The organism is Arthrobacter sp. Soc17.1.1.1, assembly GCF_036867195.1.
Lineage (GTDB): Bacteria > Actinomycetota > Actinomycetes > Actinomycetales > Micrococcaceae > Arthrobacter_D.
Genome location: NZ_JBAJII010000002.1, coordinates 131,144 through 157,334, shown reverse-complemented (window position 1 = coordinate 157,334; position 26,191 = coordinate 131,144). Strand labels below are relative to the sequence as shown.

The following is a 26,191-nucleotide window of genomic DNA, read 5'->3' as shown; positions in this document are numbered from 1 at the left end:
CTCCGAAAGGTCCGCCATGCACCCGTTTCAGGCCCCACCCCGACAGGTCCTGATCGGTGACGCTGCTGCGTTCGTCGGTATCACTCCCCGGGCGATCCGCCACTACCACCAGGTCGGATTGCTTCCCGAGCGGGAGCGGGGCGGCGACGGCCGCCGATACGGCTACGAGGAAATCATCCGGCTGCTCTGGATCCGACGCGTGGCCGACGCCGGGATCGCTCTCGACGATATCCGCGACGCCTTCGACGGCGCCGCACCGGGCGGTGGCGACGGCGAGGACGAGATGGCAGGCGTCCTCGCTCGACTGGAGGACACCCTCGCCGCTCAGGAGGCCGAGTTGCAGCGAAAGCGCGCCTCGGTGCAACGCATGCAGACGCTCGGCAGTCGACTGGGACTGCTCGACGGTATAGTTTCCGGCCGCCTCGAGGGCGCACCCGAGGGCTCGCTACGCCAGGACGACCTGGACGTCCTGCTGGTCACCGAACGGATCTTCGGTCCGCTCGGCGCCGCCGTCCAGGCCGGCCGCTTCCTCGCTCTGGCCGCCGATCCGGCCCTGCGGGCGGAGTCCGACCGGATCGACGCCGCCGAGGCGGCCCTGGACGACACTGTCGCCGTCGACGACCCACGCGTGGCGCAGGTGGCGGCCGAACGGCGCACTTTCGAAACCGCGCTGATGCGCGTCATCGAGGAGTCCGGCCAGGTGGAGAAGGAGAACGCACTCTTTGACGCCTGGGAAAAGCTGCACCCGCCCGAGGACGCCGACGCAGCGCCCGGCCCCAAGCCGCCAGAAGGCTCCCGCGTCAGGAGCGCGGCGGAAGTCATCCAGAGCATGCCCTACGACTTCTCCCCGGCCCGCCTCCGCTGCATGGAGTTAGCGGTGCAACTCGGAGCACCCGAGGCGCCGGAGCCGACGCCCTAGATGAGGCCCAAAGATGTCCGCATAGGGATCCTCGAGCGGAACGAGCCCCGAGGGGATCGGTTATCGACCGCAAGAAGGGCCGCGAGTACCTTGAGGGCATGAGTGAACGGGGCGAAGATGCTGGCGAGTAGGGATATCAGCGCAGGAGCAACCCGACCTGTTTCGATCGGTGATGAGGTCTTCGCTACCGGGAAACTCGTCAGCAGCGGCGGGATAGTGCGGCTTGGTGCGGTCGGTCGTGGCCTCTACGGCAAGTTCCTAGAAGATGCGGGGGACATCAGCGTTGGCACTGACCTTGACCCTGAGCTCGCCTCTGACACGCTGGTCACTGTACGAGGAATCTGGGCTGATGACACTATCCGGGACTCGCACGTCGTTGAACTCGTCGACCCCATCGAGATGCCCGAGCCCTTCGGTGACCAAATCGACTCGGACCTCGTCCCTGATGGCCGATTTACGAAGGAGGAGGTTGTGGCGCCAGCCGTCTTCGAGCTCACCCGAGGCTTGGGCCATGAAAAGCTGCTGTTCTACTCTGCTCACAAGCTCAGTGATGGATGGATCGGTGTGGCGTGCACAACGGATTCAGCTGCGGTCGAGAAGGCACTCGCGCGGGTTCTCGGCAATGCACTGGCTATCGTCGACGTCGAATGGACGGCGCAAGACCTCGAGATGATCGATGAATGGGTCATGGGAGATAAAGTCGGGGCCGACCTCCTCTCCTTCGGCCAGGGCATGAACTCAGCCGGCCAGTTCAGGTCATATGTGCTTGTCCGCGTCATCACTCCCGAGACGGCTTCGGCACTCGCTCCTGTCCACCCCGATGCACTCCTACTCACAAGCTGGATTCAGAAATCCTGACGAGCTCTCCGAATCACAGTTATCCGCTTGAGGATGGTCATCGGGCACTCTAACTCTTCGTCCGATAGTTTGGGAAGGTAACCAAAGGTGCGACGTAGGGGACCAATGCAGCCGAAGATGAAGAGCTTCGTGATGACCGGGACCATGGCACTTGCCTTAGCATTGTCGGCATCCGCATGCGGCAGTGGTGAGCCTGCTGCGGAAACCTCCACCTCGAGCACTCCAGTAGCGAGCGGCAGTATCCCGGGTACGCCTTCGGCGTCGCCCGACGCGACACAGCCCGAGAATCCTACAGCTGCTTCTTCGACGCAGGCACCCTCACCCAGCGCGGCAGCGACTACGCCTCCTGCTGCTCTGCCGTCTCTTGGGAAGCCACTGGCGTTCCTTGACCCCGCGGACTACACCAGCGGTGTGCTCCCAGCACCCTGGGCCGGCGGTGCTGGCTGGCGTGCCGGGCTCCTCGCCGAGGGATCGGAGATCACCAGCACTGTGGCCGCCTACACGGCGAAGGTGCCCGGTGGCGACCAGATTTTGGCCGTGACTAATGGAAGCGGTGACATCATCTATCAATCCCCCTCATTGGGCCTTGACCCCGAGCAACGCGCCGAACCCTCCCTCTACCGGGTCCTGCAGAACGGTAAGGAGTTCTTCGTCTGGTACCAGATCGGCGTGCCACTGGAGCCGGCCTCCCCCCAAGACGCAGGCAAACCAGTTGCCCAACTCATCGTCATAGATTCATCGGGTCGAGCAACCCCTGTTGAGGAGAACGTCACCGCGGTTCGGCCTGTCGCAGCCGGCGACGTGGACAGCGCCGTGGCCTTCACCGCCACCGATGGCAGCCTGGCCATGCATCAGGACCCGAAAGTGAACGCGCAGAACACCGACTATGTCCGGGTGTTGAACCCGGAGACCGCGACGCTCGAGCCGATCCCGGAGTTTGAAGGCCAGACTTGGCTGGCCAGGATCGACGGAGTCGACATCTTCCGCTCACCGAAGTCCACGGACCCGCAGGCCGGAGCGACGATCGGCACCCGCGACTGGTCGACGCCTTTTGCCGACCGACCCACCAATGGCTCCGTCTGGTTCGGTCCGACGTTCATGACCGTGCAGAAAGCCGATGACGCCTGCGAGTCCTTCGACCTGCACACCGGGGAGCCAATCGCCTTCCAAGGCGCCCTCAACGGCTGCGCCTTCGTTGGAGGGGACCTCCACAGCTACGACAGCGCCAGTAGCCCCAACGGGCAGCTCGTCCTCATGCGATGGAATGACAGTCAGAACGTCGAGTCGCGCTGGATCGTGAACCTCTCCACGGGAGAACAGCAGCAGATCGATCCTGCCTTCGACTTCCGTCCCTCCGTCATCTCCAACTCGGGCGATGTGTACGGGACCAGCTCCGACGGCCGAACCGGCTACCTGAAGTTCCCGGACCAGATGACACCCCAGTTTCACGAGGTCCCCAACGACCTCCCGTCAGGGATCACCGACGACGGGATCGCCCTGTTCAAAGACGAATTCCTCCCAGCCTTCTTCGCTGTGCCCCTGAAGTAATAGGGGCACAGCGGCCCGTCGCACTTAGCGCAGCAGGTGCCTCCGGCACTGATCGCGCAGCACGCGTGTCCTTCGTGGCGACCCTCGGCTACATCTCGTTCCTCATCGGCCCACCCGTGCTCGGATTCCTCGGTGAGGAACAAGGTCTTCGCGGCGCGCTCATCGTCCCGCTCGGACTCAAGCCACCCATCCAATCAAGTACCGTGCGCCGTGCACCGTGAGGGACCGTCGAGCGAATTGTTGCGGAAGTCGTTCTCGTCGGCGCTCCGCATCGAAGTGGCCGCCGGCGAGGTGTCGGCGGCCGTTTCCGGGCCGGTCGTGCGCGGGAGTCGTCCCGGCTAGGCTGACCGCATGCTTCAGGTGCTGGGTGAAGGCGGGCAGGCCGTGCTCCTACTTCCGGGTGGGGGCGAAGCCGTCGACGGGTTCTTCCCAGGGCTGGTCGAGGGGCTGATCGCTGAACCGGGCTGCCGCGTCATCCTCTACGACCGGCCGGGCACCGCAGCATCAGAGGTCGGCGGCGGACTGGCCGACGCAACCGACGCGATCCACACCGTGCTCACCGGTCTGTCCGTCGGACCCGTCGTCGTGATCGGTCAGAGCCTCGGCGGTGCTGTCGCAATGCTACTGGCCCGCGATCATCCCGAGGACGTCGCCGGGCTCGTACTACTCGATCCGACACCCGTCAACGATGTGAAGCTCGCGAGGCAGGTGGAGCGAACAGCCTCGGTAACAGCGGCACTCTCGAAAGCGCCGGGCCTCGGCCGGGCCCTCAGGGCACTGCTGCGCAGCAGCGCCACCCGTTCGGCGACACGCCATTCCATGACTCCAGCGGCGCGAGCCGCTGCTCTCACCATTGCCGACGTCGACCTCCCACGACTCAGCGCAGCCGCCACCGGCCTCGAACGCATCGCGCAGAGCTTCACTGCGACGCAGCTTCCCCTGGTACCAGCAGCTGTCGTGACCGCAGACCGCAGACCCGGATCTTCCCTGCGGCGCGCGCACCAGCGAGTAGCGGCTGCCCTCGACACACCCCTGGTGTCGTGGCCCGGCGCCGTACACGAGGTCCACCTCAGCCACGAGCGGGAAGTGCTCGCCGTCTCACGCACGGTCGTACGATCCGTCATCGCGGCCTAGGTCGTAACTTATCGCCCCTCACTGGCCTCAAGAATCGCTCCCCCCTTTGTGCGGAAGCTCTATCTCTGGCAGGCACAGCGCTCTACGGCTCGTCGGGTCAGGGACCATTTCCTCATAGCGGCCACTCCAGTGCAAGAGAAGGTCCCGATCGACCGCCCCCCCGGAGTCCATCGGGAACATGCGGGCAAGACCCATGTTGCAACGGCCTGAGCATGTAACAAAACGCTTCCCGGCGTCTCGAAAACCTAAAGCTTTACAAGACACCCCAACTGGTCGAGCACTGCGCCATCGCTGCGATTCACGGTCGGCGACGAGGTATGACAGCACATGTAGCAAAAACCTTCGTTATCGGCGCTCGTGCTCGTCGAGCACGGTGCTACCCTGTGACTTTTCCTTAACATGGCGGGCTTCTTGAAGCCTCGTTGGCGGGGTAGCCCACCAACGCCGTCCCGTAGTCGAAGCGTCCGGGTCGTTCCAGCGTGAGGTGAAGCCTGGTCTAGTGAAGTGCGAGAGTGGGAGCATGACTGAGCCACCGCTACCTAACGCCGAGTTCGGGTTCCCAGGGCCGCTTCGAGACTCGCTGGTCGCGTCCATCCTGTCGGGTACAAAGACCACGACGACATCGCTGCTTGTGGAGTACGCCGTCGAAGGTGATCCGCTACCAGCAGTGGGAAGGAGGCAGGCAGTGATTGATTCGGCGGGACAGCCTGTCGCCATCATCGAAACAGTGCAGGTCGACCAAGCGAGATTGGATCAGGTACCACTCCGCCATGTCATTGATGAGGGAGAGGGGCATATCACCGTCGCTCAGTGGCGTGTAGATCACGAGCAGTACTGGCACGGTGAAGAGATGCGCTCTTACCTAACGGACCCTGCGTTTACGGTCCGCGATGAGACTGCAGTGATTCTCGAACGCTTTCAGCTCGTCAACTAGAAACTGCGAAGCAACCACCCCGTAAGACGATCCGCTTCCGGGACGCTTCGGATGTGTGGGTCCTTTGAGATCGGCCGATAAGTGTGACTCACAGCGGTAAATGGCGTGTGTTTCGCAGCGCTCTATGGCTGAGTAACAAGTTCCGCAGGATCAGCCTTCTACGGAAACAACGTCGGCTGTGTAGTGGGCGAGATAAGTGAAGACCGCGTCCATTCGTAGGCGTCCGTGCATCCACAACTGATGCACCCGGGGGGTTCTGACGTTGAGTAGTCGTTTAGCTTGTGGGAATCAGTGTGGTGAACTGTGGGTTTGCGGTGAGGAAAGCTTGTGCATGCGGGCAGTACGGGATGGCTTTGAGGCGGCGCTGGTGGGCGTTCAGCAGAGCCTCCCGGATGAGGACCGACTCAAGTCCTCGGCCTCGGTAGGGTTCGGTCACCACCGTTTCCAGGAGCCAGATGTGCCCTGCTCGCAGGTCGTATTTCACGTACCCGGACATCACTCCGTCATGAAAGAACTCGAACCGTGAGCCCAAGGGATTGTCCCGGAACGTCTCGCGTGGCGCACTGACGGGCGCGGCCGGTTCAATTCGTTGCCGTGCACGGGCTTCCCGCTGCTCAAGCTCTTCGGCGACCATAGCGTAGTCCTCCTGCGCCCCATAGGGCGGAAAGTCCATGTCCAGCGACCTGTATAGCTGGTTACACAGCACTCGGAGCTCGCGGGTGGACACGTCGGAGAGGTCCCGGGATACCAGTGACTGATCACTGTCCCACCCAGCCGGCAGAACAGCATCGATGGTTGGTGTCAAAAAATCGGTGGGCGCAAGCGGGGCGATAGTCATGACGAACACCTTCACGAAAGTAGTCCCAGACCCCGGGCAGGGCCCTAACGTCAACCCTAAAGGAAAGCTTGCTTAGTGCCTAAGGCCACGGAGCTAGTTACTGGAATAGGAGGATGCCGACTGGGGGCGGGGCCTAAAGGGGTCCAGGTCGATTGTCAGGCTCAGCGTGTGTTTGACCGGGTCCTGGCAGAGGCGGTCGTGCATCAGGCGCAGCCACAGGAGGGCTTCGTCCTTGTCGGTGAAGTACTCCGACGGGTAAACGGCATGCTCGTACGGAGCCGCGAGCACACGGTCCATGGAGCTGCTGCCGAGCATCGCAGCGACCAGGATGTTCCGGGCCGAGGAGAACACCCGGCGTGCCGCAGGCGTTACATCATTGACCAGGCCCACATCGACCAGGACGGCGTATTGGCGGTGCTGGGTGAGTTCGAAACTGTTGTGCAGGATCTGTAAGGCGTCCTGCTCCGTGATGGACATTGGGCGGGCCATGGACACGAAGACCGCGCACCGGTCCAAACGCACGATCCTGTAGTCCTCGGCATTGGTGGTGGATGCGCTGACGCTGGTCATGGGCTCTCCGGGGCAGGATCGGGCAGGGACTTCATCCCTTGTCGATGCAACCCCTGCTCCGAGACCAGCCAGACCTTAAAGGATTCCTCATCCTACCCACAGGTAGGAGCACTGATCCGAGCCTCATCGTGGCACAGCGAAGGGGTGCAGGGCCCGCGCGTTCCCGCAGCCCTGCAACCCTTCACCGGACTACCAGACCCTGCCCGCTGCTAGACACCAGTCTTCGAGTCCCTTCCAGTGGACCTTCTGCTTCAGCCCGAGGACCACACATCGGAACGTGACATAGCTCCCTTGCACCGTCATGTGGTCTATGAGCGCCTAAGAATGCCAGTTAATCACTCGCTCCCGCACGAGCCGGCGAGCCACATCGTGGAGCTTCACATTCGTCCGGTTGCTGGTGTCCTGCAGCATCGCGAACGCCTCATCCTCGACAATCTCGAATCGCTCCATCAAAATCCCCTTGGCCTGACCGATAACATCCCTGCTGGTGAGAGCTTCGCCCAGCTGTTCAACCTTGTCGACCTCCCGGCGCAGGGCAGCCACAAGATTATCTATCCGCTGTCCTATCGGGTCTACATACCGATCAGGACCCGACTCCACACTTTCCGCCATGGTGCCGCCCCGCTCTCCTCGTGAATCGGTCTGGTTCTTGTCCGCTGATCGCCCGTCAGAGACGGCACCAGTCTGAACGCCGCCCAGAACGACCGGCACCTCTACATGATCAATGATGGTCGCATTGTCTTCGGCATCTACCCGGGCGCCGTCCGGTACATCTTCGGCCCGCGCCCCTACAACGACGGAGCATGGCATCACGTCGTCGCGACCCTCTCCAGCGCAGGTATGACCCTTTACGTCGACGGTCTCCTCGTCGCCTCCGACACCAGGTACCGCGACGCCGAACCCTACAGCGGGTACGGGCAGATCGGGGCCGGAACCCTGCCACGATGGCCCTCCCCACCCACCAGCAACTACTTCGCCGGCACCCTCGACGAAACCGCTATCTACACCCAGGCCCTGTCCGCCACACAGGTAGCCGCGCACTACAACGCCCGACAAGAGGGGCAAGACGCTCAGCGCCGCCTACCACTCGGCTCTGACCGGACCGACCTCATCCAGGTTGGTCCGGGGTGTTGCCGATCAGTTAGGGCTCGACCCGGTTAGTCGGTGAAGTGGGTTGGCGCCGGCGTGCTGGCCAGAGATGCAACGATCTGCTCGGCCAGAACGCGTAGCTTGATGTTCTGCCCGTTGGAGGCACGTTGCAGGATGCTGATGGCCGTGTCGGGCGTGCACCGGTTCTGAGCGATGATGATGCCGATCGCGATATCGATGTTGGTGCGTGATTCCATCGCGGCCCTCAAATGGGCTGCCGTCCTTTCATGGGCAGCCAGACGCAGGGCCAGTTGAAGGGTCAGCGTGGCCTCGGCCGCATACGCTTCAACCTGTTCAATCAATTCAGGGGTGAACGCGTGAGGTTTACGTGCGTACAGGTCCACGGCAACACCCTCGGCGCTGTCCTTGCCTCCACCCTTACCACCACTCTTATCGCGCTTGCCAATACCGTCGCTATCGCGTTTCCCAGCCCTGTCACCACTGCCACCACTGTCGCCGGTGTATTCGCCAGTGCCGGTGAGGATGGGAACGCCGAGTACGGAGTGAAAGCCCTGGGCAGTGATGGCGTCGAAGTACTCCGGCCACCGCCCGTCCGTGCGGGTGTCCTGGACGATGATGGTGGTGCCGGTCCTGATGGCGTTGAGGCATGGGCCGTCGCCGTAGCCGTACTGCACCTCATCGAGGGCTTTGGCTTCGGGGCTGCTACTGGCAACCGTAAGTGCCTGCTTCTGCTGCTTCAACGTCACTCCGCACAACACGTCGACCTGACCCTCAAGGAGGGTCACAGTGTGACTGGCGAAACCCTCGAGGAAAATGTCCAGGGTGCCCGAGGTGAGCAGTAATCGCTGCAGCCTCTCTGCAGCTGACGTGCCACCCATACCTTGTTCCATACCGTCAGTCTAGGAGCCTCACCAAACGAACCCAGGACGACGTCACAACCAAGTGTCTGAACCCTCGTTTCGCCGCCCTGAAGCCCACCGCAACGGGTCGCTCTGACCGGGACCCGCACTGTAAGAAAGAATCAGGAGAGTCACCGACGAGCTGGCAGGATAGCTGCCGTGCGTCCTGTAGATCCTGTGCACTGTCGATTTTAGTCCGGATGCAACTGCTGACATGTCCTTTTTGTGGTCAGGGCAGGCGCGGTACCGTGAACTAGTAAGCAAGCTGATTACTAGTGGTTCCGGGAGCCTAACCTTTCCTGGTGTCGCCGTGGTCAGGCCCCTTCACCTCATCATCGGACGTTCATTGTGGACCAGCGTACGCACCAGGATCCGACGCGCGCCGCGCTCATTCAAGCGGGCCTTCCCGTGGAGGAACTGTGGGTCAGCTATTTCGGGTTGGGCGGTGATTTGTCGCAGCTTGAAGTCGACGCTTACCTCAACGCCCTGTTCGACGTGTCCGTGTTCGACCGCGACATCCTGGCGACGGCCGCCAACGAGCTCCTCGAGGAAGCTTACTCGGCACTGCGGGTGCCTTGCAGTGCCGAGGCTCAAGCGCAAAGCCATGACGGTAATGCCCGGCGGATGCTCGGCGCCGCCGGATCGTTTCTACTCTCACCTGCCGAAGCCGAAGAGGAGCGCTTGGGCGCGGTGACGCGCACGCACCTGCTGGACACACCGGGTGAGGAGCGCTTTGATCGGATTACCCGTCAGGCCAGGGAACAATTTGGGGTCAGCACAGCGACCGTCGCCCTGATCGATGATCACCGGCAGTTCCTCAAGTCCATGGTGGGAAACGTATCCCAGGACATGCCGCGGGAGATTTCGTTCTGCAATGCTACGATTCGCAACGCCGGCCCGCTTATTGTCACTGACGCCCGGACGGATCCCCGCTTCAAGTCCAACCCTTTGGTCCTGGGAGAGCCCTACATCCGCTTCTACGCCGGCTACCCACTCCGAGGCCTGCGCGGGTGGACCGTTGGAACCTTATGCGTCATCGACCAGAACCCCCGCGACTTCTCGGCCGAGGATGAGCAGTCGCTGCGTGACCTGGCCACCATCGCCGAACAGGAAATCAACACCACACCAGATGACCCCAAAGGCGTGTAGGACAAAGCCGATCGAGCCCGGCAAGGAAGGACGCATGCCGGAAGCCAGTGATGCCCGCTCCCGGGCATGTGAGGGTACCGCATCTGTCGGCTGAATATTGGTCAGGTGCGGGGACCCGGCTGGGCTGGAGTTAGTGCGACGACCGGGTGCAGGATGGGCGGGTCAGACCGGGACTGCAGGCAAGGGTCTCGGGCCCGATCGCGAGAGGACACCATCTATGGCAGATCTAGGCGGAATGGCAGACAAGGCCAAGGACTACGCACAGGACAACCCGGACAAGGTTGACCAGGGCAAGGACAAGGCAAAGGAAGCCCTCGACGGGCACAAGGACGGCGACCAGAAGTAGAACACACCGTCGTCACGACCGAGACCGGGCCACCCAGTAGGGTGGCCCGGTCTTTCTTTGCAGACACCTGAAAGCTCGCCCCCATCGACCCTGCTGCATCTCGGTCCTGATACAACGGTTCGGTGCATCATTCTGGGACAAGGAGCGAGGGCGCCCCTTCCATCAGGGGCGCCCTCGCCGTTACTGCGGTTACTGCCTGGTCGGGTTAGCCGTTGAGGCCGGCCTGGTGGTCGATGCCGACCTGGTCGGCTTTGCGGTGGAAGTGCATGCCGGCTTTACCGCCGAGGATCGCCCCGATCAGGGGTACCCGTTTCATCAACTACTTTGCTACCCACAGGTAGGTGCGAGCAGCTGGTGAAGAAGAGCGGTCTGACACTGAGCATGGGGGTACGCGAGATGGTTGTACCTCGGTCCTGATTAGCTGAGGTCGGCGATGAGCGCCGAGGCAGCGCAGTCCCGGATACCGTTGATACCAGCGACTGTAGTGTCCTTGTCGTCGAAGGGCTCACTGGTAACAAGGGTGGCGCCATCATCTCCTGTGAGACGGAACCGAAAGTGGTTGTCGTCACGGTAGATCTCGAACCGTCCTGCCATAGCTGCCTCCTGCGGTCATGCAGCGGCGCCCCTTACCTGAATCAGGTGCGTTCTCCCTGATCGAACTCCCCTCATCGAGGAGTCGCGTACTGGGTAGCTTTCGCTGTCTCTTCCATCTGACCCGTTACCGTTCCTGTCGGCAACCATTACTTTCAGCGCGCGCATCCATCCAGGTGCCACAGCCGCACCCAATCAGCGAATCGCGTCCACCATGCATCCTGCATCAGGCATCTGAGGTGTACCCACACATGCTCGCCATCAAAGTGAGGAAGTCAGCCCCTAGTGCCAAGAAGCCGTCGAAAAGACCGCCACTCCCAGAATATTCGCACTCTTCTGAGTGTTGGATGATGAATGCATGATCAACGATGACCGGCTGTCTGCATATCTCGAAGACCACCTGATAGCCGCTGAGTCAGGAGTGCAACTGTTCATCTCGGCGGAACGGACGTGGAGCAACACGCCCTTCAAGGCCACTTTCTCCGGGCTGCGGAGCGACATTGCCGCTGATCGGGAGGATCTGGTGAAACTGGTGCATCAGCTGGGATACAGCCAAGGACCAGTGAAGGCTGCTGTGAAATGGTTCGGCGCCCAGGTCAGCAAGGCAGGTCCGCTGAACCCGCTGAGAAAAAACCGCGGCATTGCCGGCCAACTCGAGCTTGAAGCCCTGCAATCAGCTGTTCACGGCAAAGAGAACCTGTGGGTTTCCCTGCTTGAGCTATCGCGTAATGATGACCGAATCAGGGCAGCCGAGATGCAACGCCTGAAGGACCGCGCAAAGACACAACAGGACCAGCTCGCCCACATCATGCTGACCACCATCACGGGACGATTCTCCTCTTCCTGACACCCTGGTGAGATATAGGCGAGGGCTGCGGCCCTGGTGAGTACTTGCATGTGGCACGAGAAGCTGGTGATCGTCAGGCCACGGCATGAAGACCACCACCGGCAAACCCGGTTCTTACGGTGGCGTCAATCCACGGCCTCGGATTGGGTGCGGATGAACTGCCAATCATCGTCTGCCAAAAGGCGGGCTCCAGCTGGCCCGCCGGCGTCAACGATTCCGGCTTGAACATGTTCTGGAATGTCCGTGGAGCCCTGGTGTTCCCTCAGCCACTGCTTCACATCAGTGTCGACACGTGGCCACCACTTCTCAATCTGCGTCGGTTCCATGCCGTGCCCTCTCGAGAATTATTCGATACCCGTTTGCTGTGCTGCTGGCCTGGGCTTTCGTAGCGTCAGGTTCATCCCGGGCTCAGGAGGCCGCAAACCCTTGGGCTGCCGCGCCCCGACCGGGCTCTTGACCTTACGCGTCCTGCTGTACGACGACCAGCTCAACTGATGGGTCTCAGCTCATAAGGGTGTGTGGAAAGGGCAGTCCGTGTCGGCATAGTTGTGTGTTCACAGCCTGAACCGTCAACTGTTGTCAGCTGCTGTCGCGGCTGTTGGACTCGGGCTACGGAGACGGGCGACGACGAACACCCCTGTCATCCATCCCGGTTTGATCGGCGGCTGGCGCAGGATCAAGGGCAGATGCGCTGTGTTGTTCCATAGTTCAGTGTGGCAGCCCCAAGAGGGCGGTGCCGCGCTGCGGTGGCCCCACTCACCACACCGCGGCACCGGCGACGCGCCTTCTCTACTGCTGCGCTGCTATGCCTTTGATCAGTCTTTCTTGAATGCGTCCTTGAGCTTTTCGCCGGCCTGCTTCACGTCGCCCTTGGCCTGGTCGCCCTGACCCTCGGCCTGCAGGTCACGGTCTCCTGTTGCGTTGCCGGCTGCTTCTTTGCCTTTGCCGCCGAGCTTGTCCGCGGCGTTGCCAATCTTGTCGTCCAGTCCCACGTTGGTCTCCCTGTCGTTTGATGTCATATGATGTCGTTTGATGTCATTTGTTGGTGCCATTGCCCGCCCTCTACTGCGGCGAGGTCACGAGCCGGTGCTTGGGTTAGTGGTGGCCTGCAGGCGTGGTTCCGAACATCAGGGTCCGGCGTTGCACGTCGTAGTACACCGTCTCCGCGGTGGAGAGGAGGTCCTGCAGGTTGTCCGCATCGTCAGCATCAATGGTGAGCACTTCTTCCCATGCCCCCTGATCGAGGACGAGTTGAAGCGTCCATGATCCGGGTTGTCCTGGCTCATCGGCCACCCAGCTGAACTGGTAATGGCTGAGCTGGCGTACCTTGATGCTGTCATCAGTGATGGGTTGATTGAGGTTCTGCGCCATGCGTATCTCTCCTTGCACGGGGCGCTTCGTCCGCGACCCTTCTAGCCGGGATCGTACAGAGACCCTGCGCGATGACAAGCCCGTTGCCGGGTTCTCCACCACATCAGGGGCTTTCAACCTAGCGCTGCCCCCAAGGCCGGGTAAACGCTCACGGTTGCCCAAGCTGTAGGTTGACGATGAGGACTACGCGGGCAGTGTGGAGGGCAGGGCATGGGTAGCAACGGGCAGTACACGCGTGTTTCCGGGCTTTTGGTGGGGTTGCTGTGCTGTGGGGTGCTTGCCGGTTGTGGGGTGTCCGTGCCATCTGATCCTGATGGGGCTCTTGAGCGCGTGTCCGGGCGGACGATGCGGGTCGGAGTGACCGACAACGGCGAATGGGTGCGCCTGGAGCAGGACCAGAATCCTACCGGTAGCGAGCCGGACCTTGTCCGGGGCTTTGCCGAGTCTCTGGGCACGGAGCCTCGCTGGATCTCCGGCAGCGAACAGGAGCTCGTCAAGAGCCTGAAGGATGGTGACGTGGACCTCGTTATCGGCGGCATCACCGATGACACTCCGTGGTCAACGGATGCTGGGATGACCCGCCCCTACACCGAGAGCACCGATGAACAGGGAAAAACGGAGAAACACGTGATGCTCGTGCCCTTGGGCGAGAACGCGTTCCTTCTGGAACTCGATACGTTCCTGCTCGAGCAGGAACCAACATCATGACCGCCCGCAGGAAAGATCCCGAACACGGACACCCCCAAGACGGCCGGGACCGTGGGAATGACGAAAACACCGGAAAGAGTGGAAACGGCGGCAACGGAGGGACCCAGGCACGGTTCGGGCACACAAGGCTGCCTGCCGAGCAGGAACAGGCCCTGCGCAGAGGCGTGAAGTTCGAGTGGATCACCCTGGCTTTCCTGACCGTGTCGACCGGCATGGTCTACCTGGTGCTGGGAAACTCTCAAGCGATGAAAGCCGCCTGGATCGAGGACCTGCTCTCCTTCCTGCCCCCGATCGCGTTCCTGGTTGCGACCCGGATCATCCGCCGCCGCCCCTCCGAGCGGCACCCCTACGGGTACCACCGCGCTGTCGGGGTCGCACACCTAGTGGCCGCGGTCGCCCTGACAGTGATGGGTGGGTATTTGATCGTCGACTCCGGGTTGGGACTGATCACCGGGGAGCACCCCACCATCGGCGGCATCGAACTGTTCGGTCAGACGTTCTGGCTGGGCTGGCTCATGATCATCGCGATGCTCCTGACCGCAGCCCCGCCGGTGTATCTCGGTCGGGTGAAGATGAAGCTCGCCAAGGCCCTGCACGACAAGGTCCTGTACGCCGATGCCGACATGAACAAGGCCGACTGGATGACAGCCCTGGCAGCAGCCGTCGGCGTGGCCGGCATCGGCATCGGGTGGTGGTGGGCCGACGCTGTGGCCGCCCTGGTGATTTCCGTCAGTATCCTGCGCGACGGGATCAAGAACCTTCGTGGCGCGGTGGCGGGGCTGATGGATGCCCGTGCCACCACCTATGACGGTTCCGCGCCCGACCCTCTTTTCCACAGCATCGACGACTACCTGCAGGACCTTCATTGGGTGAGTGCCGCTCGTTCCCGCGTCCGGGACGAGGGCCACGTGTTCCACGTCGAGTCCTTCATTGTTCCCGCTGCCGGGAACCTACCGTCATTGCAGGTTTTGGAGGAGGCACGCGGTACCTGCGTCGGGATGGACTGGAAGATTCAGGACATGGTGATCATTCCTGTCGCCGAACTACCCGCGGAGTTCCTGCCAGGAATCACCTCAACAGGCGGGGAACGCTGATCCTGAGTACTTAAGGACGTTTCCCAGCATCACGTCCCCGGTGGGCGTCAATCGTTCGGGTTATCCATTTGGGGGCGGGTGGAGCCCTTGCGGTCCAGCTCAAAGCCGTCCACCTGTGGGTAACCCGGCTGTCCACTTTGCACCCCTGCGTTGAGCTCCTATGAGGGGCGTAGAGGCGAAAGTGGGAGCTGAGCCAGCGATGCCCTGCCCCAAGAGATTTCGGAATGTTGCTAGCCTTATCCACTAGGTTCGCTAAGCACACTGATTCGGAAAGGCAAATACGACATGTCGTCCAACGATGATTCTCAAGGGTGGCCGTTCTCGGATGAGGCAGCAGCCCGCGACGCAGGAATTATTCCGCCTGACTCCCCGACTATCCCTTCCGATGGCTCGTCCGCTGACGGTGATTCTTCTGCAGCACCACCGGAAGATTTCATCGCCGCCTTCTCGGGCATGGTCGATGCTGACGCGTTCGGCGCATCTCAGCATCCTGAGGACGTCCGCACCAGGGACGGTGGATTAGAGGACCGCAAGCCCTCACCGCGTGCGGATCACCCGATGGACATGGACGATGTTCCCTCTCAGCCGGACACAGCGCAGGCTGCGGATCATCCGGACGAGACTGGCTATCAGAATGATGCCGACCCGCCACGGTAAGACGACCAGCATCAAGCAGGTGAGTGGGTTGTTGTCATAGCTGGCTTGTGATCTGCCGCAAAATTCCCGCCCTAACCGGTTAGCACCATTAGCCACTTCCCTGCGCCTCCGCCTCCGCCTCCGCCTCCACGAGAATGAAAACCAGCTGTGACAGGGGGCCCTTCTTCAGTACAAGTCGGGCAGGCTGACAGGAGCCCAGAAGCAATATACGTGGCCAGCAGTACAGTAAACCGAACGACCAGTTGCTGGACGAATGTCCAGCCGATTATCAAGGGGTGTAACACTATGGCGAAGGATCACTCGGACGACAAGGACTCACAGGATCCTGGACGCGGCGAGGAGGAAACCAGGGCTTACAACGAGGCAAAGTACGCCGCTGAATTGCACCTGCTGACGAAGATTGCCACTGTCAGTGCCGCCCAGGCCCGAGACTTCGCCGAAGCATACGCACTGTTGACCGGGACCCTCAACGCCCAACCAGTACGCATCAAACCCTCGAAGTAGCTGTTTCATTGCAGCACGATGTCGGAAAATCATGCCGGAAGGGGAGGTAATCGCATCTTCTCTTCCGATTCGCCCTGGTTCTCTCCTGCTCTTGAAGCAGAAGACACAACCCTGCTTCCCCTGGGCCGTGGAGCCACCATGGCTTTGGCACAGGGAAATGTGAGGGCGGCCCAGTCGTTCGTCGGTCAAACGCTGCCGGACTATTTCGCTTCCACCGAATGCAAAGCGTTCTGCTCAAGCCCCGAACCTCAGGAATGCCCTCAGGATGCGCTTTACGCATACACGTCGCAATCAGCCGGCGGAATCGCGCAGCGCGCCAAGGACAATTCCGCCCGGTTGATCCTCGACTACGAGCACCAGCGCATCGTAGGACTCATCACCTTCACGTCACGAGCCGTTCATCCCGGGATCGTGTGTGTAGGCCTCGCCATAGATCCCAAACGCCGCCGTCAGGGCTATGGAAAGGCCGCCCTCCGCATAGCCATGGACACCGCCCGGGCCGCTCCCAACATTCAGGCCCTACACGTCGTCGTACCCGCTGGACACACAGTCGCCGCCCACTCAGTCCTTTTTGGCTTCACGCCGCTTTCCTCATGCTCCGACAACGGGCCGCAGCGCTGGTCACTGACATTTGCGTGACCAGATGCGGGACTCCATCGCTGTCTTGCGGTGCTTAGCGGTCTCACTCAAGGTCGCCATACGCACAGCGAGCCGCAACGATCGCGAGGCATCCCGAGCGAAACTTTCACGACCTCGATGCTCTTGTCCGTGAAGGCGTAGGCCTTGGTGGAGTAGAAGCCCTGTCCCGTGGTGAGCAATTGCTTCCCGGTACTCAGGGAACCGGGTATCGATCAGGAATCCCGGAATGTGCACGGTGTAGCCCTTGCGGGCCGCCCGTAGGCACGGCCCGTCATCGAACCCGCACTGAACCTCATCCAGCCAGGGTGGAGGAACTCAAGAACCTACGATGACGGGTATGACAAAGCCTTCCCCGGACATCCCGAGCCCAGCCGAAGGTTTCCAGGCAGCCATCAAAGCCCTGGAGCAACACACCAGTGAATTGTGGAGACGCGAGCGATCTGTTTCCCATGAACTGGCGCACCGTATCCACCCCGGCATGGAACCGGCAGCCTACGGGATCCTCGCCCTTCTCTCACAAAAAGGGCCACTGCGCATGACCGCCATTGCCGTAAGCATAGGAATCGGTAAACCCTCAGTAAGCAGGCAGATAACGGCACTGGTAAAACTGGAGCTCATCGAACGCCGCCCTGACTCCACCGATCGCAGAGCCCACTTCATCACGCTCACGCCCGCCGGGAAACGGAAAATCCTTGGCGTTCAAAAGGCCAGACGTCAGGCTTTCCGGGCACTCATGGCCGACTGGAACAGCCCCGATATCAGGGAGTTGAGCACTTTGCTCAGCAAACTCAACGAGACCTACACCAACGACCCCTGGTAACCCGAGTTCCCCTACACAGACGATACAAGGGGGCCTCGGCGGCAGGCCGGCAACGCGACAGCACCCTGATGGCCTCGACCCATCAGGGTGCCTCCGAGACTAGACGGACCGGCCTACTTTGCGAGGAAGGTGATCAGGGCCTGGTTCCATTCGTCGGGGTGGCTGACGTTGCAGCCGTGGGGTGCGCCGGCGATGACGTGCAGGTCGCTGCCGAGCAGGGTGGCGTGGGTGCGCTGCCCTGAGCCTTCGAAGGGGACCGTTGCGTCCCCGTCACCGTGCAGGATCAGTGCCGGGACCGTGACTTTGAGCAAGTCGTCCCGGAAGTCGGTGGACCCGAAAGCTTCCATGCACGCCAGCGCCGCTTTCTTGTCGGACTGCTTACACAGTTCGAGGGCTTCCTGACGCTGGGCTTCGGTGACCTTGAGCTGTCCGTTGACGGAGAAGAACTCGGTGGTGAATCCGTCGTAGAACAAGTCCTGATCTTTGGTCAGGTCGGCGGTCATTTTCGCCGCTGCGTCCTTCGTCAATGGCCCGTCTGGGTTGTCGTCGGCTTGCATCATGAATGGCGGCACGGCCGAGGCGAACACGACGCTGCGCAGTCGCTCGGTGCCGTACTTGGAGAAGTAGCGGGCTACCTCCCCGCCGCCCATGGAGAACCCGACCAAGGTGACGTCGGTGAGGCTCAGTTGCTCAAGCAGGGCGTGCAGGTCCTCGGTGAGCGTGTCGTACGTGTAACCGGTTCTGGGCTTGTCGCTGCGGCCGAAACCGCGCCGGTCATAGGTGATGACCCGGTAACCCGCAGCCTGCAGCGCAGGGACCTGCGCCTTGAACGCTTCCCCTGACAGCGGCCATCCATGGATGAGAACTACTGGGCGGCCGGTGCCACCGGTATCGTCGACGTGCAGGTTGGTGTCCTTGAACAATCCGTGGTGAGCAGTAATCTCCGTCATGGGTGTACCTCCAGTGTCGGTCCGTTGATGAAGCTGATGAGGTTGGTGAACACGCGCGCTGGCGCGTCCCTGCATACCTGATCAAACACTAGATATTCGTCAGCACGCTGTCTATTGGATGGGTGGTGCTCTCCAACACGTCGAATCCTGCACGGTAGGGCAGTGCGTGCAGGCGTTTCCCGCCGATCGCCCGCCGCAGGTTCTTGGCCTCGTTGCCGGTTGTGCTGTCACCGAACCGTGACGTGGATTGCACCGAAGTACCGCAGGGCCCACCGACCACATGGGTGGTTGGTGCAGCCGGCCCAAGGTCCGACTAGCGAATCGACCTACCAGGGACGCAACCAATCAGGGAAGCGACGAGGGACGAGGAGAATTATCGTGCAGCTCATGCGACGAGGAAGAACGGCTTTGATCATTCCGTTGCTGGCTCTTACTGTGCTGGGATCCGGTTGCGCGACTGTGGATGAGAACCCGTTGAACGTCAACGGCGATCGCCGTCAAACCGGCGGAAGCAGCAACTCCTCCTCCCCCGCGCCCGGAGCACCTACCGACGACGCCACGAACAGCGTCGCCGATAGCGGGCAATGGGGGAACGATCCTCTGGGCATCGCCCAGGACGGAGCCACCTTATGTGGGGTGCAGCCGCAGAAAAGCTTCCAGCAGTACACCCTCCTGCTGCACAATCCGACTTTGGAGACTTTCACCTTCTCCGACATCACCCTGGGCTTCCCGGAGGGCCTCAGTGTCGTGTCCGCTGAGATCACCCCAGCGAACAAGGAAGGCCATCATCATCACGGGGCAGGACAAGATGCGGCAGGAGCCCATTCCGGGCACGGGGCGACTCCGACGCCCAGCGCGTCGGCGGCCGAGACCAGTACGTTCCTCGTCGAACCCGTGCCGGCTCAGGGCTTCGTGTTCGAGCCCGACGCTCACATCGATATCGTCGTCAGAGTAGCCCTGGACGAAACGGTGGAAACAGGAACCGCGGAAAACGTCGTCGTCGACTTCAGCTCCCCTGCCCGGGACTACTCCGTGGCACACCCTCTGAACATCACGGTCGAACGGACCTCCTGCTCGTAACCCGCCTTTGTACCCGAAGCTCCGCGCAATCGGCTTGCCCTGATCTGCCGAACGCACTAACCGCTGTGGTTGGTGCCCTTGCTGTGGTTGCTGTGGTTCCTGCCCTGATTGAGTCCATCTCGGGTTAAGAATGCGGAAAGCGCCGGACCGTTACGCGCAGAAGGTGAAGGCCTGCTTGCAAGGTTCCAGCGCTTTCCCACCAGCCGATAGGGAGTCAGCTGATGCATCTCATTCGCACATGAGGATGAAATGAACCCTACTCCTGCCGACCAGCCGTAGCCGCTTCCCATCACCCGTCGATTTCTCCTGCAAGCGTTGCTACAGGAGTTCCGGCGATGGCTGCCACCCCTTTCAGGTGTGTGCTTTTCGACGTCGACGACACGACCGGACTCGTCACATCTGCCACATTGATACCATCGGACACCTTTTCAGGCCTGTCTTTTAAGTGCTTACAGTGGGCCCAGGCATCCGGAAGATAAGGGTGCTGAAAGTTGCGCAGATGACATTCGTGCAGATGACATTCGTGGGGGATCCCATCCGCACAACGGAGTGCTCCGAATCACAGTTAGCGCGCGATGTGGCAGGTCGCGTACCCATTCGCACAGTGAAGGAATTAATGATGATGAACAAGACCATGCGACTTCTGGCAGTACCCACCCTTGCCCTCGGCGCCCTGGCCCTGTCCGGCGGCTCCGCGATGGCCGCAGACTCTTCCTACTCCTCGACCCTGGGCCAGCTCAATGGCTCCACCGGCTCGGGCACTATCACCGTCGACGTCACCGGCGACAAGGCGATGGTGAACCTGCAGGTCTCCGGTCTCGCCGAGACCTTCATGGACGGCCCCTACCCTCACGTCCAGCACATCCACGGTGGATCCAAGGGCCAGTGCCCCACCCCCGCGGCGGACACCAACGGCGACGGCGTCGTGAACACCACCGAAGGAGCCCCCTCCTACGGCGATATCCAGACCACCATCACCACCAGCGGCGCCACCACCCCGGCTGAGGGCCTGAACATCGCTTTGGGCGGTCAGGGTGGAAGCTACCAGATCCAGCGCGAGATCACGCTGGATGCCGCGACCAAGGCTTCCCTCGAGGCCGGCGTCGCCGTCGTCGTCGTTCACGGCCTGGACCCGGCCACGCTGAGCCCCGAGGCCGCAGCAGCACCGAGCGACCTCGACCCGGCCCTCCCCCTGGCCGCAACCTCCCCCGCCCTGTGTGGGACGCTGGTCGCCACCCAGATGGGCGCCATGCCCAACGGTGGAGCCGACACCGGCGTCGCCCAGGAGACCGGCAGCAACGCCGGCATGATCGCCCTTGGCGGCGGCCTCGTTCTGGCAGCAGCAGCCGGTGGCACCTTCATGGTCCGCCGCAGCAACGCCAAGGCATAACAGCGCCGAGGCATAACAGCAGAGCACCCTGAGGGATCTGCACGCGTAAGTGGGACGGGCTGGTCATATCTTCACACTGATCAGCTCGTCCGGGCGGCCGTCACAGGCATCATTTTGTGACGGCCGCTTTTTTGTGCCTTCTTCATGCCTCTCTCATGCATCACCGCCGCATTACCCCCGCATCACGAGCGGACTCCCCCAGCAACCACGGGCACCATCAAGAACAGGCGTTGCGGACACGCCGGTAACGGGTCGATACTCGGCAGCATGCCTACCCTTCGGAAACCCTCACTGATCAGTTCCGTCACACGTGGGATGGCGGCAGGCGTTGCCGGGACGGTGGTGATGACCGCTTTCCAGAAGTTCGTCGAGATGCCCCTTACTGGACGGAAGACCAGCTACGCGCCCGCGGATTTCGCCGCGCGTATCCTGCCCATTCACACTCGGACACAACAGGGGCGCGACCAGTTGAACTGGGTAACCCACTTCGGTCTCGGCACTATGTGGGGATCAGCGTACGGAATTACAGCCCATGCCGGCCTTCGTGGGGCCAAAGTCGTAGCGGTCGTGTTTCCTGTCGTCTACGCCGGGGATGTGCTGCTCAACACCGCCCTGGGACTCTACAAACCCAGCACCTGGACCGGACAGGACTGGGCCGTGGACATCATCAACAAATTTGTGCAGGCCGCAGCGACCGGCATCCTTCACGACCACGTCTTCAGACCGGACACCGCAGCGTGACTGCCTGGCTTTAGAGGTTTGCGTAAGGGTGTAGAACCAGCCACGAAAAGTGCCGACACCTGATCCGATAGCTGGCCGGACAGTAAAGGAATGCCGACGATGTGCGCCGTGCTCGTGGGTGCACGCTACGGCTCTGCTGGCATGCGTAGTTCGGGTGTCACAGCGTGGAGGATTCGATGCAGGCTCATGGCTACTGATCCGGCAGCTCCAAAGGGTTCGTTTCTGGAAGCGGCGTCGTAAATGGTCGTTTCCAGTTTCCGAAGCGTCTCTCGCGCAGTGACCAGTGTGGCGCCGTCGTGCTCGTCAACGGTCCATAACTCGAGTACGTCGCCGACCGCTGCGAAAGCGGCCCGCATCGGTTCTTTCACCGCAGGAGCCAAAGGTTTTTCCTCGCTGGTCCCATGCAGAGCGTCCTGCAGCATGTTGGTGATGTTCAGGGTGTGAAACGCGACGACCTCCAGGACGCCGACGTGGTGATAGTCCTGGTCAACGTCCCGTGGGTGGAACCGGCGCCGAATGTTGGCCTTGCGGCTCTCGGCAGCGTATACGACAGCGCTTCGTGCATCCCGGGCTGCATGTGTGAGGCTGTCACGCCGCTCTGCCCATCGGTTGTCATCGGCTGCCCACTGGTCTTCCAACGCCTCGCCCAGCTCCTGTAGCTGCCGCGCAGCGGCTCGTCGCAACTGGCCCATACGCCCGAGCGCATCATCAGTATGCAGGGCAGGTACGACGATCGCGCTGACGGCCAGTCCCACACTGACCCCGATGATCGTCTGGATGAAGTAGCCGAGCGAGAAACCTAGGTCGGTGTTGCCGATGATGAGGACGAAGAGGCCTGCTGATGCGATTCCGGAGCCGCCGCCAGCGGTGCGCTTCAAGGTCCCCGCCAGTAGGACGCCCATTCCGACGACGAAGGCAACCGACAGCCAGTCCGGGTCCCCTACCCACACGGCCAAGTACGCCAGGACAATGCCGATACTGAGACCGGCGATCGTTTGAAGGCCAAGCTTCACCGTTCCTGCCACCGTGGGATACATCGCCAGCAACGCGCCCAGCGGCGCATAGTAGGGGTATTCGGCGGGAGCACCGGGGACGGCCAATGCCACACTCCATGCAATACCCGCAGCAATCGCTGCCTTGACCGCCAGCAACACGTGCGCCCGGCTGTCCCTGGAACTCACCCACCCCCGAAAGCGTGCCCACCACTGGTCCTTCGCCTTTGCTCGAGGTACAGAAACGAATTCAGACGACGGCACCATGCCGGAAGTATGTCACTGACAGGACGACCGATGGACCTGACAGGAGCGTGGGTGTAGCCACAGCTAACATGGGCGCATTGTCTGCCTCCCGCAGGTAGGGCCATTGGCTTACACGCATGGCAGCGCCACCCGGGGTCGGCTTTAGCTATGGCCTGAACGGGGTTTGGTAGTGCTACGGCGGTGCCACGGCGGGGTTTACCGGCTGCAGCCAACCAGGACAGGACCGCTAGGGCCGCCCGCGGCGCCCACGTTTGGCTTGAGGCGAAGATGAAGTGTTCTTGAGGAAGAGCCCTTTATTGAGTGCGAGACTCGTGAAAACAAGGAGCCCGTCCTGCCGGTGAGCAGTGCTGGCACCCCAGTAGTGGTTCAGACCCCAGGCCTAGGATCGAGTGTCTATGGTTCCTAGGTGCAAATCAGGGGTATGACGCGGGCGTCGTTGTGCCGGTGACGGATAGGCAGCAGGGCAGCGAACTCCGGGTGATCGACGATGAAGGCGCTGATTTCGGGGCACAGTGAGGTGACTGGCAGGCGACGCCGATGAAGGTCGAGGAGCGTGTGACGAACCAGGGACGCCTCGACACCAACGTCAGTGAACCGAGAGTCAACGACCAGGTGCAGCAGAGTCACCTCCCCGCCGTCGATCCGGTACTTGATGTAGCCGGCGACGATGCCGTTGCGGATCAGCTCGAACATGCTGGCCCACTGGTTGTCTCTGAACCGTTCCCGCACGGCTTCACGCCGACCCCTGCCCCGTGCCTCTGACTCGCGTTGCTCCAGCACTTCTACCAACTCCTGGTATAAACCCACCGCTTCAAAAGGAGGGTAATCGGTGTCCAAAGCTTCATATGTCCGGCTGCAGAGCAGCCGCAGCTCCTGCGTTGACATCCCGGGCAAGTGGGCTGCGTCGACTGGGATGTACACTGCAGTGCCCAAAGCCCCGATAGTGCCGGTAGTGCCGTCAACGGCGTCGTGACATGATTCCGCCGGTAATCGGGTGCTAAGGGCTGCATTACCAGCCCGCATCGGCTGGTTCAGAACGGATCTGCGGACAGGTGATTTCATGGTGTGCTCCGATTCGCTCGGTTGCCATGGCCCTCTGCTAAGCCGTTCCCGAAGCCTAAATCCGAAACTTCCAAAAGCAAACCGCGGCGAGGAAGCTACCACCGCGGCTTCATGGTGAGTCATCAGGTCACCTCGGTGTTCCTTGTTCCATCTCCCGCACAATATCCAGCACTCGTACACCCGGCATCCGTGTACTTTCTTGGCTGGGTTGGTGAGATCAGGTGTGCGAAGCACTCCGACACCCCACTCGGTGGTTTTCAGTTGTCGAAGTGGGTCTCGGGGGCCTGCTGTCCGACGGAGGCCAGGACCTGGGCTGCGACATCACGGAGCTTGAGGTTCCGTGCGCTGGACGCGGCTTTAAGGATGACTATCGCCGCGTCGTGACTGCACCGGTTCTGGCCCATGATGATGCCGGCAGCGAGATCGATGGTGGTGCGGGAGGACATTGCTGATCTGAGGTTCTCGCTCGTTTCGGTCAGGTGTGCGATGTGGACTGCCAGGCGCAGCGACGCGGAGGCTTCACGGGCGAAGGTCTCCGCAGTAGACCTGGCGTTTTCAGTGAAGGCGCTCGTTGTGGTGGCGTAGAAGTTCAGGGCACATGTTGCCTCACCGTTGAGAGGGATTGGCACCCCGAGGACGGAGTGGATGCCGCGCTTGGAAATCGCGGCTAGGTAGTTCGACCAGCGGTCATCGTCCCGGGTGTCCGGGACATAGATCATTTGGTGGGTGCGGGCTGCGGTCAGGCAGGGCCCGTCCCCGAAGTTGTATTGCAGTTCATCGAGTTTGCGGGCCGGCTTGCTGCTGCTGGCAACTGTTTCGGCTTTCCGGGGCCGCAGCAGAGTCACCCCGCACAGGACCTCATTATCGGGTGAGGACAGTTGTGCGACGGCGAGTTCGGCCAGGTTGTCCAGAAACTTCTCGACGTCACCGCTGTCCAGGACCAGGTCCTGGAGGGTGCCGGCTATCGGCTTGGGTGCAGGAACTGCATCTGGGGTTGGGGTGGTGCCGGACGTCATGAGGGGGCCTGTCGGTTAGCGTGTTCGACGCTGCCCGTCCCGTGAAGGATCGGTAAGAGGGCAGCTGAGAACATCCGCGCCGCCCTCTGCTGAAAGGCACCCCGCCCACACTACGCGCTTTCCCTCCAGCCTCAGATGTCCTCACTGATCAGCCCTTCGCCCATGCTTCCCGCTGGCAGAAGAAGGAACTTTGCGGTTCAGCGCAATGTGGCGGGGCTTTGCAAGGTCGGGACCTCTCCGGTGGCGACCGTCTGTTCCGCGATATCGTGCAGTTTCGTGTTGGACCGGGAGCTAGCGTGGGTAAGGATGCCGAACGCCTGATCGGCGGTGATCTTGTGGCGCTCCATCAGGATTCCCTTGGCCTGGCCGATAAGGTCCCTGGACTGCAGTGCCATCTCGAGCTGTTCCGTTTTGATGGCTTCCGCGTACCCCACCGCGGCGTGCGCTGCCACGAGCAAACCCACATGCTCGGATTCATCAGTGAACGCGTCGACGCGCGTGGAGTACAGGTTCAGCGCCCCCAGGTTGTCGCCCTCAACGTACAGCTGGAAGCACAGCATGCTCCCGGCCCCAGCCTCAGCGGCCAGAGCGGAAAAGTTCGGCCACCGCGGTTCAGTGCCCATATCCGACACCCGAACCGTCTGCTGTTCCCAGATCGCGTCCAGGCACGGGCCCTCACCGGCTTCGTTCTGCAGGCTATCGAGCCGCGCCGCGGTGTCACTCGACGGCGCCCGGGAGATGACGTGCCGGCGTCCCTCGACCGCGCTGATGGAGCCTTCCTCCACCCCGGGAATCAGATCAATCGCGGCCCGCACGATCTTCCCCAGGATGTTGTCGGCATCCGTTTCCTTCTGCAGGGACCGCGCCAGCTCACCGAGCTCAACAGCCAACACATCGCGGTCGGCGAAACTACCCTCGTCCTGGACGGAAGGTTTGCCCTGCCCGCTCGCATACTGATCAACCACACCAACCACCCCTTCCCATCAACGGCACACTCCTCATCGAAGCCTAACCGGCCCTCCCAACACTCCTCCTAGCAGCAGGACCCCAAACGGTGTCGTCGACGCTTACCTGACCTTCGACCGGCGCGAGGAGGGCCGGCTCAAGACAACCATGGCTTTAGGTGATGGGCGACGGGTGAAAAGTGGCGGGGGGTG

Annotated in this window: 33 protein-coding genes; 19 read left to right on the top strand and 14 right to left on the bottom strand. The window is 61.9% G+C overall.

Translation table 11 applies throughout. From position 1 onward, the window contains the following. Positions 1-16 precede the first annotated feature (16 nt). The 6 genes from V6S67_RS18455 to V6S67_RS18430 all read left to right on the top strand — a co-directional run bounded on the left by V6S67_RS18455 (position 17) and on the right by V6S67_RS18430 (position 5,393). Positions 17-919: a MerR family transcriptional regulator gene (locus V6S67_RS18455; protein ID WP_334211791.1), complete on the top strand. Its 903-nt coding sequence runs from the start codon at positions 17-19 to the stop codon at positions 917-919. Positions 920-1,021: 102 nt separating this feature from the next. Then, positions 1,022-1,777, top strand: a complete 756-nt coding sequence (locus V6S67_RS18450) for a hypothetical protein (RefSeq protein ID WP_334211790.1) — start codon at positions 1,022-1,024, stop codon at positions 1,775-1,777. A gap of 489 nt (positions 1,778-2,266) precedes the next feature. Further along, positions 2,267-3,325: a hypothetical protein gene (locus V6S67_RS18445; RefSeq protein ID WP_334211789.1), complete on the top strand. Its 1,059-nt coding sequence runs from the start codon at positions 2,267-2,269 to the stop codon at positions 3,323-3,325. A gap of 65 nt (positions 3,326-3,390) precedes the next feature. Beyond that, positions 3,391-3,546 (top strand): hypothetical protein, encoded by a 156-nt coding sequence (locus V6S67_RS18440; protein ID WP_334211788.1) that lies wholly within the window; start codon positions 3,391-3,393, stop codon positions 3,544-3,546. A 130-nt stretch (positions 3,547-3,676) separates the two neighbouring features. Beyond that, positions 3,677-4,459 carry an alpha/beta fold hydrolase gene (locus V6S67_RS18435; protein WP_334211787.1) on the top strand — a complete coding sequence of 261 codons (783 nt, stop codon included), beginning with the start codon at positions 3,677-3,679 and terminating at the stop codon, positions 4,457-4,459. A 520-nt stretch (positions 4,460-4,979) separates the two neighbouring features. After that, the gene (locus V6S67_RS18430; RefSeq protein ID WP_148601735.1) at positions 4,980-5,393 is read left to right on the top strand and encodes an ASCH domain-containing protein; all 414 of its coding nucleotides are present in this window, start codon (positions 4,980-4,982) and stop codon (positions 5,391-5,393) included. A 274-nt stretch (positions 5,394-5,667) separates the two neighbouring features. Here the strand turns inward: V6S67_RS18430 and V6S67_RS18425 are convergent, their stop codons facing one another. The 3 genes from V6S67_RS18425 to V6S67_RS20025 all read right to left on the bottom strand — a co-directional run bounded on the left by V6S67_RS18425 (position 5,668) and on the right by V6S67_RS20025 (position 7,413). Then, on the bottom strand, positions 5,668-6,231 hold the full coding sequence (locus tag V6S67_RS18425) for a GNAT family N-acetyltransferase (protein ID WP_334211786.1): 564 nt from the start codon (positions 6,229-6,231) through the stop codon (positions 5,668-5,670). A 93-nt stretch (positions 6,232-6,324) separates the two neighbouring features. Next, positions 6,325-6,801 (bottom strand): DUF7793 family protein, encoded by a 477-nt coding sequence (locus tag V6S67_RS18420; protein WP_334211785.1) that lies wholly within the window; start codon positions 6,799-6,801, stop codon positions 6,325-6,327. A 318-nt stretch (positions 6,802-7,119) separates the two neighbouring features. Then, positions 7,120-7,413, bottom strand: a complete 294-nt coding sequence (locus tag V6S67_RS20025; RefSeq protein ID WP_442884914.1) for an ANTAR domain-containing protein — start codon at positions 7,411-7,413, stop codon at positions 7,120-7,122. 105 nt (positions 7,414-7,518) lie between these two features. On the opposite strand from V6S67_RS20025, the gene V6S67_RS20020 reads away from it, so the two are divergent. Then, entirely contained in the window at positions 7,519-7,962 is a 444-nt protein-coding gene (locus V6S67_RS20020) for a LamG domain-containing protein (RefSeq protein WP_442884904.1), read from the top strand. Here the strand turns inward: V6S67_RS20020 and V6S67_RS18410 are convergent. Next, positions 7,959-8,801: a GAF and ANTAR domain-containing protein gene (locus tag V6S67_RS18410; RefSeq protein ID WP_334211783.1), complete on the bottom strand. Its 843-nt coding sequence runs from the start codon at positions 8,799-8,801 to the stop codon at positions 7,959-7,961. The genes V6S67_RS20020 and V6S67_RS18410 overlap by 4 nt on opposite strands. 357 nt (positions 8,802-9,158) lie before the next feature. Between V6S67_RS18410 and V6S67_RS18405 the strand changes: the two genes are divergently transcribed. After that, positions 9,159-9,959, top strand: a complete 801-nt coding sequence (locus V6S67_RS18405) for a GAF domain-containing protein (protein ID WP_334211782.1) — start codon at positions 9,159-9,161, stop codon at positions 9,957-9,959. A 217-nt stretch (positions 9,960-10,176) separates the two neighbouring features. Beyond that, positions 10,177-10,305 (top strand): hypothetical protein, encoded by a 129-nt coding sequence (locus tag V6S67_RS18400; RefSeq protein WP_334211781.1) that lies wholly within the window; start codon positions 10,177-10,179, stop codon positions 10,303-10,305. Positions 10,306-10,722: 417 nt separating this feature from the next. On the opposite strand, the gene V6S67_RS18395 is transcribed toward V6S67_RS18400, so the two are convergent. Beyond that, the gene (locus V6S67_RS18395) at positions 10,723-10,899 is read right to left on the bottom strand and encodes a YegP family protein (RefSeq protein WP_334211780.1); all 177 of its coding nucleotides are present in this window, start codon (positions 10,897-10,899) and stop codon (positions 10,723-10,725) included. 355 nt (positions 10,900-11,254) lie between these two features. Here V6S67_RS18395 and V6S67_RS18390 point away from each other — a divergent pair, with 355 nt between their 5' ends. Further along, positions 11,255-11,743 carry a hypothetical protein gene (locus V6S67_RS18390; RefSeq protein WP_334211779.1) on the top strand — a complete coding sequence of 163 codons (489 nt, stop codon included), beginning with the start codon at positions 11,255-11,257 and terminating at the stop codon, positions 11,741-11,743. A gap of 125 nt (positions 11,744-11,868) precedes the next feature. On the opposite strand, the gene V6S67_RS18385 is transcribed toward V6S67_RS18390, so the two are convergent. From V6S67_RS18385 to V6S67_RS18375, 3 genes are all read right to left on the bottom strand, one after another. Continuing rightward, positions 11,869-12,069: a hypothetical protein gene (locus tag V6S67_RS18385; protein ID WP_334211778.1), complete on the bottom strand. Its 201-nt coding sequence runs from the start codon at positions 12,067-12,069 to the stop codon at positions 11,869-11,871. Positions 12,070-12,558: 489 nt separating this feature from the next. Further along, on the bottom strand, positions 12,559-12,735 hold the full coding sequence (locus tag V6S67_RS18380) for a CsbD family protein (RefSeq protein WP_334211816.1): 177 nt from the start codon (positions 12,733-12,735) through the stop codon (positions 12,559-12,561). A gap of 103 nt (positions 12,736-12,838) precedes the next feature. Further along, positions 12,839-13,114, bottom strand: coding sequence for a hypothetical protein (locus V6S67_RS18375; protein ID WP_334211777.1), 276 nt, complete (start codon positions 13,112-13,114; stop codon positions 12,839-12,841). A gap of 210 nt (positions 13,115-13,324) precedes the next feature. On the opposite strand from V6S67_RS18375, the gene V6S67_RS18370 reads away from it, so the two are divergent. The 6 genes from V6S67_RS18370 to V6S67_RS18345 all read left to right on the top strand — a co-directional run bounded on the left by V6S67_RS18370 (position 13,325) and on the right by V6S67_RS18345 (position 17,536). Then, positions 13,325-13,822 (top strand): transporter substrate-binding domain-containing protein, encoded by a 498-nt coding sequence (locus V6S67_RS18370; protein WP_334211776.1) that lies wholly within the window; start codon positions 13,325-13,327, stop codon positions 13,820-13,822. Further along, on the top strand, positions 13,819-14,916 hold the full coding sequence (locus V6S67_RS18365) for a cation diffusion facilitator family transporter (RefSeq protein ID WP_334211775.1): 1,098 nt from the start codon (positions 13,819-13,821) through the stop codon (positions 14,914-14,916). The genes V6S67_RS18370 and V6S67_RS18365 overlap by 4 nt, the downstream gene beginning before the upstream one ends. A gap of 285 nt (positions 14,917-15,201) precedes the next feature. Then, the gene (locus V6S67_RS18360) at positions 15,202-15,573 is read left to right on the top strand and encodes a hypothetical protein (RefSeq protein WP_334211774.1); all 372 of its coding nucleotides are present in this window, start codon (positions 15,202-15,204) and stop codon (positions 15,571-15,573) included. A gap of 285 nt (positions 15,574-15,858) precedes the next feature. After that, positions 15,859-16,077 carry a hypothetical protein gene (locus V6S67_RS18355; RefSeq protein ID WP_334211773.1) on the top strand — a complete coding sequence of 73 codons (219 nt, stop codon included), beginning with the start codon at positions 15,859-15,861 and terminating at the stop codon, positions 16,075-16,077. 138 nt (positions 16,078-16,215) lie between these two features. Then, on the top strand, positions 16,216-16,716 hold the full coding sequence (locus V6S67_RS18350; RefSeq protein ID WP_334211772.1) for a GNAT family N-acetyltransferase: 501 nt from the start codon (positions 16,216-16,218) through the stop codon (positions 16,714-16,716). A gap of 337 nt (positions 16,717-17,053) precedes the next feature. Next, entirely contained in the window at positions 17,054-17,536 is a 483-nt protein-coding gene (locus tag V6S67_RS18345) for a MarR family winged helix-turn-helix transcriptional regulator (RefSeq protein ID WP_334211771.1), read from the top strand. Between the two features lie 113 nt (positions 17,537-17,649). Here the strand turns inward: V6S67_RS18345 and V6S67_RS18340 are convergent, their stop codons facing one another. Together V6S67_RS18340 and V6S67_RS18335 are read right to left on the bottom strand one after the other, a co-directional pair. Next, positions 17,650-18,486 carry an alpha/beta fold hydrolase gene (locus V6S67_RS18340; protein ID WP_334211770.1) on the bottom strand — a complete coding sequence of 279 codons (837 nt, stop codon included), beginning with the start codon at positions 18,484-18,486 and terminating at the stop codon, positions 17,650-17,652. An 88-nt stretch (positions 18,487-18,574) separates the two neighbouring features. Further along, positions 18,575-18,739, bottom strand: a complete 165-nt coding sequence (locus V6S67_RS18335) for a hypothetical protein (protein ID WP_334211769.1) — start codon at positions 18,737-18,739, stop codon at positions 18,575-18,577. A 125-nt stretch (positions 18,740-18,864) separates the two neighbouring features. On the opposite strand from V6S67_RS18335, the gene V6S67_RS18330 reads away from it, so the two are divergent. From V6S67_RS18330 to V6S67_RS18320, 3 genes are all read left to right on the top strand, one after another. Next, positions 18,865-19,566 (top strand): hypothetical protein, encoded by a 702-nt coding sequence (locus tag V6S67_RS18330; protein ID WP_334211768.1) that lies wholly within the window; start codon positions 18,865-18,867, stop codon positions 19,564-19,566. A 619-nt stretch (positions 19,567-20,185) separates the two neighbouring features. Then, positions 20,186-20,956: a hypothetical protein gene (locus V6S67_RS18325; RefSeq protein WP_334211767.1), complete on the top strand. Its 771-nt coding sequence runs from the start codon at positions 20,186-20,188 to the stop codon at positions 20,954-20,956. A 267-nt stretch (positions 20,957-21,223) separates the two neighbouring features. After that, complete coding sequence (locus V6S67_RS18320; RefSeq protein WP_334211766.1) at positions 21,224-21,697, top strand: hypothetical protein; 474 nt, start codon at positions 21,224-21,226, stop codon at positions 21,695-21,697. A gap of 125 nt (positions 21,698-21,822) precedes the next feature. Here the strand turns inward: V6S67_RS18320 and V6S67_RS18315 are convergent, their stop codons facing one another. From V6S67_RS18315 to V6S67_RS18300, 4 genes are all read right to left on the bottom strand, one after another. Continuing rightward, complete coding sequence (locus tag V6S67_RS18315) at positions 21,823-22,956, bottom strand: FUSC family protein (protein WP_334211765.1); 1,134 nt, start codon at positions 22,954-22,956, stop codon at positions 21,823-21,825. 402 nt (positions 22,957-23,358) lie between these two features. Beyond that, complete coding sequence (locus tag V6S67_RS18310) at positions 23,359-23,841, bottom strand: GNAT family N-acetyltransferase (protein ID WP_334211764.1); 483 nt, start codon at positions 23,839-23,841, stop codon at positions 23,359-23,361. A 434-nt stretch (positions 23,842-24,275) separates the two neighbouring features. Continuing rightward, entirely contained in the window at positions 24,276-25,034 is a 759-nt protein-coding gene (locus V6S67_RS18305) for a GAF and ANTAR domain-containing protein (RefSeq protein WP_334211763.1), read from the bottom strand. A gap of 197 nt (positions 25,035-25,231) precedes the next feature. Continuing rightward, positions 25,232-25,999 carry a GAF and ANTAR domain-containing protein gene (locus tag V6S67_RS18300; protein WP_334211762.1) on the bottom strand — a complete coding sequence of 256 codons (768 nt, stop codon included), beginning with the start codon at positions 25,997-25,999 and terminating at the stop codon, positions 25,232-25,234. Positions 26,000-26,191 lie beyond the last annotated feature (192 nt).

Coding starts and splice junctions, on each gene's coding strand:
- V6S67_RS18455 (WP_334211791.1), top strand. CDS start 17: ATGCACCCGTTTCAGGCCCCACCCCGACAGGTCCTGATCGGTGACGCT.
- V6S67_RS18435 (WP_334211787.1), top strand. CDS start 3,677: ATGCTTCAGGTGCTGGGTGAAGGCGGGCAGGCCGTGCTCCTACTTCCG.
- V6S67_RS18430 (WP_148601735.1), top strand. CDS start 4,980: ATGACTGAGCCACCGCTACCTAACGCCGAGTTCGGGTTCCCAGGGCCG.
- V6S67_RS18425 (WP_334211786.1), bottom strand. CDS start 6,231: ATGACTATCGCCCCGCTTGCGCCCACCGATTTTTTGACACCAACCATC.
- V6S67_RS18420 (WP_334211785.1), bottom strand. CDS start 6,801: ATGACCAGCGTCAGCGCATCCACCACCAATGCCGAGGACTACAGGATC.
- V6S67_RS20025 (WP_442884914.1), bottom strand. CDS start 7,413: ATGGCGGAAAGTGTGGAGTCGGGTCCTGATCGGTATGTAGACCCGATA.
- V6S67_RS20020 (WP_442884904.1), top strand. CDS start 7,519: ATGATCAATGATGGTCGCATTGTCTTCGGCATCTACCCGGGCGCCGTC.
- V6S67_RS18410 (WP_334211783.1), bottom strand. CDS start 8,801: ATGGAACAAGGTATGGGTGGCACGTCAGCTGCAGAGAGGCTGCAGCGA.
- V6S67_RS18400 (WP_334211781.1), top strand. CDS start 10,177: ATGGCAGATCTAGGCGGAATGGCAGACAAGGCCAAGGACTACGCACAG.
- V6S67_RS18395 (WP_334211780.1), bottom strand. CDS start 10,899: ATGGCAGGACGGTTCGAGATCTACCGTGACGACAACCACTTTCGGTTC.
- V6S67_RS18390 (WP_334211779.1), top strand. CDS start 11,255: ATGATCAACGATGACCGGCTGTCTGCATATCTCGAAGACCACCTGATA.
- V6S67_RS18385 (WP_334211778.1), bottom strand. CDS start 12,069: ATGGAACCGACGCAGATTGAGAAGTGGTGGCCACGTGTCGACACTGAT.
- V6S67_RS18375 (WP_334211777.1), bottom strand. CDS start 13,114: ATGGCGCAGAACCTCAATCAACCCATCACTGATGACAGCATCAAGGTA.
- V6S67_RS18370 (WP_334211776.1), top strand. CDS start 13,325: ATGGGTAGCAACGGGCAGTACACGCGTGTTTCCGGGCTTTTGGTGGGG.
- V6S67_RS18365 (WP_334211775.1), top strand. CDS start 13,819: ATGACCGCCCGCAGGAAAGATCCCGAACACGGACACCCCCAAGACGGC.
- V6S67_RS18360 (WP_334211774.1), top strand. CDS start 15,202: ATGTCGTCCAACGATGATTCTCAAGGGTGGCCGTTCTCGGATGAGGCA.
- V6S67_RS18355 (WP_334211773.1), top strand. CDS start 15,859: ATGGCGAAGGATCACTCGGACGACAAGGACTCACAGGATCCTGGACGC.
- V6S67_RS18350 (WP_334211772.1), top strand. CDS start 16,216: ATGGCTTTGGCACAGGGAAATGTGAGGGCGGCCCAGTCGTTCGTCGGT.
- V6S67_RS18345 (WP_334211771.1), top strand. CDS start 17,054: ATGACAAAGCCTTCCCCGGACATCCCGAGCCCAGCCGAAGGTTTCCAG.
- V6S67_RS18340 (WP_334211770.1), bottom strand. CDS start 18,486: ATGACGGAGATTACTGCTCACCACGGATTGTTCAAGGACACCAACCTG.
- V6S67_RS18325 (WP_334211767.1), top strand. CDS start 20,186: ATGATGAACAAGACCATGCGACTTCTGGCAGTACCCACCCTTGCCCTC.
- V6S67_RS18320 (WP_334211766.1), top strand. CDS start 21,224: ATGCCTACCCTTCGGAAACCCTCACTGATCAGTTCCGTCACACGTGGG.
- V6S67_RS18315 (WP_334211765.1), bottom strand. CDS start 22,956: ATGGTGCCGTCGTCTGAATTCGTTTCTGTACCTCGAGCAAAGGCGAAG.
- V6S67_RS18310 (WP_334211764.1), bottom strand. CDS start 23,841: ATGTCAACGCAGGAGCTGCGGCTGCTCTGCAGCCGGACATATGAAGCT.
- V6S67_RS18305 (WP_334211763.1), bottom strand. CDS start 25,034: ATGACGTCCGGCACCACCCCAACCCCAGATGCAGTTCCTGCACCCAAG.